Below are 10,777 nucleotides of genomic sequence, written 5' to 3' on the forward strand. Positions count from 1 at the left end.
TCGTCGCACGCGCGCCCCGCAGTGGCCACGAGCCGGGCCGTGAAAACCCTCGCCCACCCGGACCGGCATCCCCGCGATCCCGCCGCGACTGCAGGGCCGATCTGCCGCGAGGCCACGACGACGCGACGCCGCGACCCTCGTCCGAGCGCCCCTCGCGACGACGCGATCCCGCAGCGACACGAAGCTGCTCATGTCCGAAGGGACATGTTTAGTAAAGGCCACCGCAGCGGAATGACTTTTCACCGCGGCTCATGAACATGCCCTTGAAGACAGATTATCGCGCAGCCTGCTCTGGCTCGGCGCGGTCGAGCGGGCTCGCCAATCTGTCTTTCAGGACATATCCAAGAGCGCTCGATTCGACGTCGTCATATCTGTCTGCTAGGACAGGCTCGGGCCCCGGCGACCTGCCCCGCCTGCCTCGGCGTGCGGTCGAAGCTGTCCCCAAGGCCAACCAGCGCCGCCGCCGACAGAGCCACAGCAACCCGCATCGCCTGCCGTCCCGCACAGAAGCTGTCCCAAGAGCCAGCAGATCGCCGCCGCCGCCACGGCAGCGTCCCGCAGCTCTCGTGACGCTCGCCGAAGCCGATTAGAAATCGGCCAGCTCGGCACCGACCCCCGGAATCACGACAGCCACCTGCGAGCTCAGCGCTGCTGCCGGAGGAGCCCCGGCAGCGCCTGCGGCTCTCCCTCCGTGCGCCGAAGTCGAGATCGGCCAGCTCAGCGTCGCCGCCGCCGCCCGATCCACAGCAGCCCGCCCAGCAGCCACCACGGCGTCGACTCCGAGCCGCTCGCGCAGCCGCAGCCGCGGCGCTCTTGCGGGCAGGTCTCACGCCCCGCCGCAGCCCCGGCGGCGGCCGGCCCCGGCGTGCCCTCGCCGACCTGCGCTCGCGCCCCGGCCACTCGCAGTCCGCCGACCCCGAGCTCGTGCAGCAGCGCGTCGGCGTCCTCGACCTTGTCGAGCAGCCACAGCAGGTAGCGCACGTCGACGACGACGTTGCGGGAGCGCTCGCTGTAGCCGAAGTCGCCGGCGATGTTCTCCCACACGCGGTCGAAGTTGAGGCCGACGAACTCGCCGCGGCCGTTGATCACCGGGCTGCCGGAGTTGCCGCCGGTGGTGTCGCCGGTGCTCAAGAAGTCGATCGGCACGTCGCCGAGGATCGGGTCGGCCCAGTAGGACTCCCTGGCCTTCGGGACAGCCGCGAGCACCCGCTCCGGCATCGTGAACGGGTCCTCGCCGGTGACTTTCGCCATCTGCCCGGTCAGCGTCGTCTGCGGCGTCGCCAGCAGGCCCTCGCGCGGCTTGTAGCCCTGGATCGACGCGTACGACAGGCGCAGCGTGCCGTTGGCGTCGGGGTAGACCGGCCCGGAGCGGACCTTGCGGAGCATCGAGAAGTACGCCGGCCCGAGCCGCGAAGCCGCGCCCGCGCGGGTCTCGGCCCGCGCCTCGGCCGCCTCGAGCGCCGGCGCCAGCGCCAGCGCCAGCGCCACGAACGGGTCGCCGCTGGCCGCCAGCGCGGCCGGGTCGGCGGCGTCGAACAGCGCCTGGGCCTTGCCCTCGCCCAGCAGCTTGGTGCGGGCGATCAGCTGCCGCGCCTGCTTGAGGTAGCGCTCGCGCCCCGAGCCTGTCTTTTCGGCCATGTCCTTCGCGCCATCCGCCGCGGGCTTGGTCGCGGCTGGCTCGGGGGACATGTCCTTGAAGGCATCCAGCTTCCACGCGGCCGGCAGCGCCTGCGCGCGGGCGATCACCGACGCCAGCAGGTGCGCGTCGACCTCCGGGTCGAAGTCGCGGAGGCGCCGCTCCTGGCGCTCCCACAGCTTCTTCTCGTTGCGGTCCATGTAGCCGGCCGAGCGCTCGAGGTCGGGCTTTTGCCGCTCGCGCGCGCGGCGGACCAGGTCGATCGCCAGGCCGAGCAGGTTCGGCCCGTGCGGCACCTGCTCGAGCAGGTAGTCGTGGGCGAAGCTGTCCTTGCGCTCCTCGCTGAGCTTGCGCAGGGCCGGCAGCGCCTCGCGCTGCGAGCGGTCGCCCGAGTCCTGGGCCCACTTCTCGAGCTCGGCCTCCTCGGCGCGGCGGCGGTCGAGCAGGCCGATCGCCGAGAACCCGGCGAGCATGCCGCGGGCGTTCTTCAGCCGGTTGGCGTGGCTCTTCTTGCTCGCCGCCACCTTGATCCCGCGCGCCGGGTCGGTCGCCCCGAGCTCCTCGAGGATCGCCACCCACTCGCCGACGATGTCGATGCGGGCCGGGAAGATCTGCGACTCGTAGCGCTCGACCTCCGACAGCGGCAGGTAGCGCTCGGTGTTGCCGGGGTAGCCCAGCACCGCCACGAAGTCGCCGGCCTTGACCCCCGCGTGCGCCACCGGCAGCCACACGTCGGGCTTGTACGGCACGTTGGCGTCGGCGCGGTCGGCCGGCTCGCCGCCGGGGCCGACGTAGGCGCGCAGCAGCGTGAAGTCGCCGGTGTGCCGCGGCCACATCCAGTTGTCGATCTCGCCGCCGAACTCGCCGATCGCCGACGGCGGCGCGTACACCAGCCGCACGTCGCGGAGCTCGCGGTAGGTGAAGCGCTGGAACAGGCTCATGTTGTAGAAGGCCGCCACCTCGCAGCGCAGCCCGCCGCCGGGCTTCTCGCAGGTGTCGACGATCTGCTTGCGCGCGCGGTCGATCGCCTGCGCCCGCGCCCGGTCGTCGGTCAGGTCCGCCGCGCCGGCCAGCACCTCCGCGGTGACGTCGTCGATGCGCTCGAGCACCCGCACCGTCAGGCCCTTGCCCGGCAGCTCCTCGGCGCGCGTGCGGGCGAGGAAGCCGTCCTTGATGTAGTCGTGCTCGACGCTGCTGACGGCCTGGATCGCCCCGTGCGCGCAGTGGTGATTGGTGGCGATCAGGCCCTCGGCCGACACGAACGCCGCCGAGCAGCCCGAGAGGTTGACCGCGGCGCGCATCAGGCCGGTGTTGTTGCTCCACAGCTGCTCCAGCGGCAGCTCGAGGCCCATCGCGCTCAGCTTGGCGCGGTCGAGCTCCACGATCTGCCCCGGCATCCACTGGCCCTCGTCGGCGCGAGCTGGCGAGGCCACCAGCGAGACGGCGGCGGCGAGCCCGAGGCAGCGGGCGGAGCGCGAGAGGACGAGGTGCGGCCGGGTGTGCATCCCGGCCACCATACCAGCGCGAGATCGGCGCTCAAAGCCCGACGATCGTGCGGGCGCGGCGGGCGAAGCCGAAGTGCAGCCCGGCCAGCTCGAGGAACTCGACCATCACCATCACGGGCCCCATGAGCCACGAGATCGGCCGCTTGAGCAGCGCCGGCTTGTTGCCCTCGATGCGGTGACCGGCGATCTGGAACGCCCAGCCGATCGTCCAGCCGATCACGAACATCTTCCAGCTCAGCGTGGCCACGGCGCCGACGCCGGTCACCACCAGGATCGGCACCCCGAACATGTGGGTCAGCCGGTTGAGCGGGTGGCGGTGCTCGTGCAGGTAGTACGCGAACTCGCGGGTCCAGAACTCGTCGATGCTGGCGATCCGATCCAGGGTGCTCACGGGTCCTGTTGTATCCCATCCCCGGCGCCGCGGGCACACCGACCCTGCGCGCCGGCGCGCTCGCCGACCGGACGTCCGTGACGCCTCCGAGCCGGAAGTGCCAGCCACGCGACCGATCCCCGCCGCGACGCCGGGCTGTCTGGGCGCGGCTCGGCGGCGGTGAGTCACTCCAGCCGTCCTGAACTGCCAGCGACCGCGCCGGCGGTGATTCCCGCCCGAGCGTGTACCGGCGACCACCCCGTCCCGCGCACGCGCAAGCGCCGAGATCGAGCCCGATCGCCTCGCCGAATGGTGCGACGCTGCCGGGAGCCTCGGCACGCCTCGACGGCGGTGACTTCCGCTGTGCGCCAGGCCGCCGGGAACCCGTCGGAGCGCCGCGCCGACTCGCCGCTGCGGGCAACCTCTGCCGCAGCGTCACATCAACCCTCCGACCTCCGCGGAGGCCGGCAGGCACGAGCGCGAGGCGACCGGTGCCGCCGCGCCGACTCCTGCGAGCCCGCGGCGGCCTCTCGGCTGTCCCTTTGGACAGCTCGGAGATCTCGACCCCCTCGCCCGCCGATAGGCCGCGCCCCGATCCCGCGGCGCAGCCACGCGGGCGTCGGAGCCCCGCCGGCGCCTCTCGACGCTGCCCGCGTCGGAGCCCCGCCGACGCCTCTCGCCGCAGCCCGCGTCGGAGCCTCGGCGGCGCCTCTCTCGACGCTGCCGCCGGCGAAACTCCGCCGCGTGGAGTCCCGGCGTCGCGGCGCTCGACGCAGCCGGCGCCGCCTCGCCTGCGTCGCCGTAGCGACGCGGGCGAGAGGACGCCGTCGCCTCGCGAATGGGACCCCGCGCACGGACAGCTGCCCGGCGGCCACCGCGGTCGGCGAGCTCGGCGAGACGGCGCCGGATCGCGACGCCGCCGCCCGCATTTTTCCGTCGACGTCGCCGCCCGAAGGATCCATAGTTCGCCGGCGTTGGACATGGCAAAAGCCCCCTTCCCCGAGCCGCTCTCCGAAGCGGCGCGTCGCTGGCTGCTTCACCTCGCCCGCCGGGCGTTGCGCGACGCCATGGCCGCGAAAGACCCGGATGCCACGGGTCTTGCGGTCGGCGTGGCCGAGCGCCCTGAGGAGGACCCTCGTCTCGAGGCGCCGGCGCGAGTGTTCGTCTCGTGGCACGACGTGCGCGAGTTGGTCGGTTGCATCGGCTCGCTCGAGCCGTGGCCCAACCTCGAGCAGGCCGTCGTGCGCTACGCCGTGCAGGCGGGGCTCCACGATCCGCGGACCTCGCCGGCGCGTCCGTCCCGCTGGCACCGCATGAACGGCGAGATCTCGATCCTCGGCGAGCCGCAGCATCTCGAGTGCGTCGGCTTCGACGCCATCGCTGAGGCCATCACGCCCGGCCGCGACGGCGTGATCCTCGGCATCGGCTCGCGCCAGGCAGTGTTCCTGCCGGTGGTGTGGCGCCAGCTGCCGCGCCCGCACGACTTCCTGGCCGCGTTGATGCGCAAGGCCGGCCTGTCGCCGGTGCACGACGGGCCCCGGATCCGCGCTCGCGTGTTCCTCTCCGAGACCTTCGGCGAGCCCGTGGTCGCGCCGGCCCACCCGGGCGCCGCGGCCAGCCACGCCGGCGGCAACTCGCTGCTCGTGCAGTACGTCCACTGATCGGCGCGGCAGCCCGATCCTCCTTCTGACTCGACGCGGCTCGCCCTCCCGGCGAGCCGCTGGCAATTTCGGGCCCCGGCGATTCGCGCTCGCGCGACGCCGACGCGTCGACGAGCGCCGCCAAGAGCCGCGACTGCGGACCCGCAGCCTCGAAGTGTCCCGCCATCGCGCAAACCGTCGCTGGCTGTCCTCGACTGGCAGTCTCCTCGAGCTGCGCCGACCTGCTCCCGACATCGCGGCAGTCGTCTCGACCCAGCGCCTCGACTGGCAGTCTTCTGACCTGCGCCCTCGACCTGCGGTCCGGAGCTGCGGTCGTCTCGACCTGCGCCTCGACTGACAGTCCCCGAGCTGCCGCACCCCATCGCCTCGACCTCGCCGTCGCCGGCTGGCCCGTGCGGCTGGAGTCGCGGCGCGGGGGCGGGAGCACGCGCCGCGATCGCGAGCTGCGCGCCGATCTTCTTTCTCCGTGATCCTCGCCCGCCGCTGCGACGGTGCGCAGCCGCGTGCCGGCCCGGAGCGGCCCCGTAAGGCGTTTCTGGCTCGCCGGGGTCGCCCGGCGCGCGGTCGGAAACCTTGCGGGTCCCCGCGGGCCCGTGTCACAGTTGCCGCGCCAACGGGCCTTTTCGCGCATGAGCGCGGCGGGGCCCGCACCACCTGCGAGCTTCTCCTCTATGCGCACGATCCTCATCGGCCCGCCCGGCGCCGGCAAAGGCACCCAGGCCCAGTACATCGTCTCGACCCACGGGATCCCCCACATCTCCTCCGGGGACATGTTGCGCGAGGCGGTCCGCAACGGCACCGAGCTGGGCAAGAAGGCCGACGCGGCGATGAAGCGCGGCGACCTCGTCCCGGACGACGTGGTCATCGGCATGGTGATCGAGCGGATCCAGCGGCCCGACTGCGCCCGCGGGTTCTTGCTCGACGGCTTCCCGCGCACCCGTCCGCAGGCCGAGGCGCTGGACGTCGCGCTCGCCGCCGCCGGGGTCGCGCTCGACGCCGTCGTCCTGTTCGAGGTGCCGGACTCCCTGATCGTCGAGCGCGTCACCGGTCGGCGCAGCGACCCCGACACCGGCGCCATCTATCACCTCAAGTTCAACCCGCCGCCGCCCGACGCCATCGCGCGGCTGGTCCACCGCAGCGACGACTTCGAGGCCGCAGTGACCGCGCGGCTCGACAAGTACCACCGCGAGACCGCGCCGATCGTCCCGTTCTACGAGGCCAAGGGCCTGCTGAAGCGGGTCGACGGCGTCGGCTCGCCTGACGAGGTCACCGCCCGGCTGCTGGCGGTGCTCGGCCCGGCGCGGGTCGCCGGCTGAGGCGCGTCATGTCGAAGGTCCCGTATCTCGCGCCGAACTTCATCACCGTGGGCGCCATGGCCTGCGGTCTCGGGGCGATGCTGCTGGCGCACCGCGGCGACTACGTCGCGGCCGCCTGGCTGCTGCTCTTCTCGACCTTCCTCGACCGGGCCGACGGCTTCGTCGCCCGCCGGCTGCAGGCCACCAGCAGCTTCGGCGTGCAGATGGACTCGTTCGCCGACTTCTTCAACTTCGGCGTGGTCCCGCCGTTTTTGGTGTTGACCGCGCTGAGCTCGACGCCGGGCCTGCCCTTCGGGTCAGGTTCGGGCCTCGCCTGGGCGCTGCTGGCCGCCGGCTTGTGGCTGGCCGCTGCGGCCGTGCGGCTGGCCCGCTTCAACGTCCTCAGCGACGCCGAGGTCACCGACAAGACCATCTTCCACGGCGTGCCGACCACCCTCGCCGCCGGCCTGCTCGTCAACTGGTTCCTCGTCTGCATCAAGTACGGCGGGCCCGACAACCCGCTCGCCGCGCCCGACCGGTTCGCCGAGGGCCGGCTGTTCGGCGACCTGCAGCTCGGGCCCGACGTGTGGTGCGCGTTCCCGTGGGCGATGATCGTCGGCGCGCTGCTGATGGTCTCGAACCTGCGCAACAAGAAGTTCGGGGCGCTGCGCGCTCGCTGGGCCAACCTCGCCGTCGCCGCGCTGTCGCTGGTCGCCATGGCCTTCCTCGTCATGCGCGTCTACCCCGAGTTCATGGTCCTGCTGCCCTCGACCTGGCTGGCGATCTGGCTGGTGTGGGGCCAGATCGGCCCGGAGTACCGCGGCAAGCCCAAGCCGCCGCTGTTCCCGGTCGGCGACGAGTGAGCCGCGGCCGCCTGTCCCTCCGGACAGCCTGCCCCTCCGGACAGATTTAAACGCCGAAGGGACATGCCCGCGAGGACATGTCCCTTCGACCCTTTACGCGAGCTCGCGCCCGCGCTCGCGGATCACACCGGGACGGCGCAGGCGCCGATGTTCTCCTGTCCCGGAGGGGCCATGCCCTCGGTGTACCAGGGCACGCACTCCTGGCCGCCGTCCGCGCCGGGGCAGGTGTTGGGCTCCTGGAGGTTGCAGTACGAGCTGCAGCAGCCGTCGGCGTTGTCGCAGCCGGGCACCGACTCGGGCGTGGCGCAGTACAGGCCGTAGTCGCACACGTTGACGTACGCGCACGGATCGCCGTAGGCGCCCATGTCGCCGCTGGCGTCGAAGTCGCAGATGAACTGGTCGAGGCCGTCCCAGAAGCAGATCTGGCCGGCCGGGCAGCTCTGGACCAGCGGGTCGCAGGTCTCGAGGCAGAGGATCAGCACGCCGTCGTTCGACACGTCGCAGGTCTGGCCCATGTCGCAGCTCGGCGCGTCGGGCGTGCCCTTGCACATGTCGATGCAGGAGCCATTGTTGTTCTCGTCGAAGTACCAGCAGAGCAGGCCGACGTCGCAGGTGTCGACGCCGCTGACCGCGCTGCCCTCGACCGTGCACGGGTCGCCTTCCTTGCCCGGGTTGGCGTCGATCGGCGAGCACTTGGTGGCGTTCCACGAGCTGCTGCCGTTGTCGGCCCACGGCATGCACTTCTGGCCGGGCGGGCAGTCTTGCGTCCACACGTCGCACTCCTTCACGCCGCCGCCGCCGTCGGGCGGGGTGATGAAGGAGCCGGTGCTCTCGGTGCCGACGCCGGAGTCGGTCCCGTCGGTGACCTCGCCGGTGGTCGGGTTCGGCGCGGTGGTCGTGACGGGGTTGGTCGTCGTCCCGTTCGAGGTCTGATCGCCGGTCCCGGTCGAGGTGTCGCCCTCGGTCGCGTCGTTGGTCGGGTTGGTGCTCGGGTTGGTCGCGTTGGTCCCGCTGCCCTTCCCCTCGTCGTCCTTACAGGCTCCCAGCGCCAGGGCGGCGCCGATGACGGTGAACTGAACGTACTTAAGCATGATCTTCTCCTTCGGCCGGCGCGTGCGGCGCTCGTCTCGGCATGATTGGCCAAAGCGCGCCCGGACGCAAACCCGAACCCGCCGAAGGTGACGAGGTTCGATCGGGCCTCGGCGCCTCAGCCGATCTGGAGCGCATGGATCATGTTCTTGGTGCCAGCCGCCGCGCAGGTCGCGTGGGCCACCGTCTTGAGCCCCGGCGTCGCCACGAACTTGCGGTCCTTGAACACCTTGAACGGGTAGCGCTCGCGCAAAGCGCGATAACGCGCCTGCTCCTGATCTCGCAGCCGGTCGCGCAGGAGCGGCGAAAGCGGGTCGTTGCTGCGTTCCTCGCGGATGTCGAGCGCGGCCGAGTCGGTGGCGAACGCGGCGAGCAGCTCGGGCCGCTCGTGTTCGGCTGCTCCGGCGCCGACCGACCACGCGTGCCACTCGCGGCCGAGCGCGTCGTCGGGAGCCTCGGCGGTGCGGATCACCTGGACTCCGCTGCCGGTCGGCATCGCGAACAGCACCGGCCCGATCACGCCGCGCTGGACCCGCTCGACGCTCACGCCCTCGGCTCCGTGCATGCGCATGAACAGCGCCTCGGCGTCGAGGTCGGCGCAGCGGTACACCATCGACCGGAACGCCTCGCTGGCGGCCGCCGTCTCGCCGTCCTTGTCGAGGTCGATCACCTTGCGCCGCCACAGCGACGACACCTGCGTCAGCTCGATCTGCAGGCGCACGTACACCCCGCTCGCGTCGAGCTTGGTCAGCTCGATGCGGAACGCCGCGGTGCCGCTGGCCGGGTCGTGGCGGCGCAGCAGCACGCGCTGGTGGTCGACCGGCGCCAGCTCGCGGTCCTGCAGCTTCTCGTAGTAGGCGTGCTTGGCGGCCAGGCGGGCGAACACCTCCGCCTCGCCGGCGCGGGCCTCGAGCGCCGCGCGGTCGCCCATGCGCGTCAGCGACTCGCGGGCCACGCTCTTGTCGGTCAGCGGCCGGGTGAAGCTGGCGAGGTTGGGCAGGCCGGCGCGCGAGTCGACGTACAGCTCGCCGTGGAGCCCGAGGCGCAGCGACTCGGCCAGAGTCTCGAGCGACTGCTGCAGCGGACGGCGCTCGGGGAACGCGTTCGACAGGCGGGCCGCGTGCAGCGAGCGGCCGAGCAGATCGAGGTAAGTCGCCGCCTCGGGCTGGACGAGCGCCTGGGTGTGCAGCGCGACGACCGTCATCGCGACCTCGGCGGAGGCATCACGCGCCGGACGGGGACGGCGGCGAAGCGGCCGGGGCGCCGGAGCGCTTGACCGCCTTGTCGATGGCGGCCTGGATCCGCGCGTCCTCGACCTCCTTGGACTTGCGGAGGTTGTCCTCGAGCACCGTCGAGGTCTTCTCGTCGAACGTGTCGAGCTCGTTGATGAACGTGTCGAGGTTGGTGCGGAAGAAGATCTGGGTGTCGCTGACGAATTGCGTGGTGACGTTCATCGACTCGGTCATGACGTCGAGGCTGCGCTTCATCTCGAGCATGACGGTCGACGCGTCGGCGGCGCGGCCGATCGCCTGGATCTGGGCCGAGGCCATGTCGAGCTTGATCGACGACGCAGTGGTGTACTGCTGGATGTCCTGGGCCAGGTTGCGGATGGTGTCGGCCAGCTTGCGGGTGTTCTCTTTGAGGCGGGCGTAGCGCTCCTCGGCCGAGCCGTACAGCTGCACGTTGGTCGAGTGCTCGGCGAGCTTGGCCCGGACCTTGTCGATGTTGGCCTGGATGTCGCGCTGCTCGACGCTGCCGGCCTCGACGGCCTGCTCCTCGCCCTCGAGCTGCTCCTGCAGCGCCTTCAGCTCGAGCACGTAATTCAGCGCCTCGCGCTCGTTCTTGGCCATCTCGACGATACGCACGTTGATGCGGTCGATCTCTTTGTACAGGTCCTGCTCGCTCTGCTTGAGCGTGTCGACGTACTCGGCGGCCTCTTTCACGCGGCGGGCCGAGACCTGGTACTGGGCCTTCAGCAGCTCCTCGATCGACCGCTGGCTCATGCTCATCGACCCGAGCCCGGGGATGTAGCTGAGGACCTCCTTGAAGCCGGCCCAGAACCCGCCGCCCGTGGCGGTCCCGTTGAGATAATCGCCGAACTTGCGCAGCTTCTTCAGCTCTTCCGCCATCGCGGATTGGATGTTCACGTTGCGTTCGCGAAGGACCTTGAGCTCCTCGACCTTGTTGTCCTGGATCGTGCGTTCTTTTTGGATGTCCGTCTCGAGCGACTTGACGGAGATCCCTTCACCGGAGTACGCGACCTGGCGACTCAGGACGTCGAGGTTTGCCTTCGAACTCATCGTGGGCGAAGGGTGACACAAATCGGCCGTGAAGGGGGGCGGCAAGTCGCGCCGCGAG

The 10,777-nt window shown here is 71.3% G+C and carries 8 protein-coding genes; 3 read left to right on the forward strand and 5 right to left on the reverse strand.

Translation table 11 applies throughout. From position 1 onward, the window contains the following. Positions 1-717 precede the first annotated feature (717 nt). Positions 718-3,141, reverse strand: a complete 2,424-nt coding sequence (locus tag OV090_RS38525; protein WP_267709822.1) for a S46 family peptidase — start codon at positions 3,139-3,141, stop codon at positions 718-720. A gap of 31 nt (positions 3,142-3,172) precedes the next feature. Then, positions 3,173-3,532, reverse strand: coding sequence for a DUF962 domain-containing protein (locus OV090_RS38530; RefSeq protein WP_267709823.1), 360 nt, complete (start codon positions 3,530-3,532; stop codon positions 3,173-3,175). A 959-nt stretch (positions 3,533-4,491) separates the two neighbouring features. On the opposite strand from OV090_RS38530, the gene amrA reads away from it, so the two are divergent. The 3 genes from amrA (at position 4,492) to OV090_RS38545 (ending at position 7,330) form a co-directional block, all read left to right on the forward strand. Then, positions 4,492-5,172 carry an AmmeMemoRadiSam system protein A gene (gene amrA, locus OV090_RS38535; RefSeq protein WP_267709824.1) on the forward strand — a complete coding sequence of 227 codons (681 nt, stop codon included), beginning with the start codon at positions 4,492-4,494 and terminating at the stop codon, positions 5,170-5,172. 671 nt (positions 5,173-5,843) lie between these two features. Next, on the forward strand, positions 5,844-6,488 hold the full coding sequence (locus tag OV090_RS38540; RefSeq protein ID WP_267709825.1) for an adenylate kinase: 645 nt from the start codon (positions 5,844-5,846) through the stop codon (positions 6,486-6,488). Positions 6,489-6,496: 8 nt separating this feature from the next. Further along, positions 6,497-7,330 carry a CDP-alcohol phosphatidyltransferase family protein gene (locus OV090_RS38545; RefSeq protein WP_267709826.1) on the forward strand — a complete coding sequence of 278 codons (834 nt, stop codon included), beginning with the start codon at positions 6,497-6,499 and terminating at the stop codon, positions 7,328-7,330. A 122-nt stretch (positions 7,331-7,452) separates the two neighbouring features. Here OV090_RS38545 and OV090_RS38550 read toward each other — a convergent pair whose 3' ends face one another. The 3 genes from OV090_RS38550 to OV090_RS38560 form a co-directional block, all read right to left on the reverse strand. Beyond that, on the reverse strand, positions 7,453-8,421 hold the full coding sequence (locus tag OV090_RS38550) for a ribulose phosphate epimerase (RefSeq protein WP_267709827.1): 969 nt from the start codon (positions 8,419-8,421) through the stop codon (positions 7,453-7,455). Positions 8,422-8,537: 116 nt separating this feature from the next. Then, positions 8,538-9,623 carry a hypothetical protein gene (locus OV090_RS38555; RefSeq protein WP_267709828.1) on the reverse strand — a complete coding sequence of 362 codons (1,086 nt, stop codon included), beginning with the start codon at positions 9,621-9,623 and terminating at the stop codon, positions 8,538-8,540. A 19-nt stretch (positions 9,624-9,642) separates the two neighbouring features. Then, positions 9,643-10,719 carry a hypothetical protein gene (locus OV090_RS38560; protein WP_267709829.1) on the reverse strand — a complete coding sequence of 359 codons (1,077 nt, stop codon included), beginning with the start codon at positions 10,717-10,719 and terminating at the stop codon, positions 9,643-9,645. Positions 10,720-10,777 lie beyond the last annotated feature (58 nt).

It is taken from the genome of Nannocystis sp. RBIL2, from assembly GCF_026626745.1.
Lineage (GTDB): Bacteria > Myxococcota_A > Polyangia > Nannocystales > Nannocystaceae > Nannocystis.

Bases quoted from the DNA above. Each gene is read 5' to 3' on its own strand.
- OV090_RS38550 (WP_267709827.1), bottom strand. From the start codon at position 8,421: ATGCTTAAGTACGTTCAGTTCACCGTCATCGGCGCCGCCCTGGCGCTG.
- amrA (WP_267709824.1), top strand. From the start codon at position 4,492: ATGGCAAAAGCCCCCTTCCCCGAGCCGCTCTCCGAAGCGGCGCGTCGC.
- OV090_RS38555 (WP_267709828.1), bottom strand. From the start codon at position 9,623: ATGACGGTCGTCGCGCTGCACACCCAGGCGCTCGTCCAGCCCGAGGCG.
- OV090_RS38545 (WP_267709826.1), top strand. From the start codon at position 6,497: ATGTCGAAGGTCCCGTATCTCGCGCCGAACTTCATCACCGTGGGCGCC.
- OV090_RS38560 (WP_267709829.1), bottom strand. From the start codon at position 10,719: ATGAGTTCGAAGGCAAACCTCGACGTCCTGAGTCGCCAGGTCGCGTAC.
- OV090_RS38540 (WP_267709825.1), top strand. From the start codon at position 5,844: ATGCGCACGATCCTCATCGGCCCGCCCGGCGCCGGCAAAGGCACCCAG.
- OV090_RS38525 (WP_267709822.1), bottom strand. From the start codon at position 3,141: ATGCACACCCGGCCGCACCTCGTCCTCTCGCGCTCCGCCCGCTGCCTC.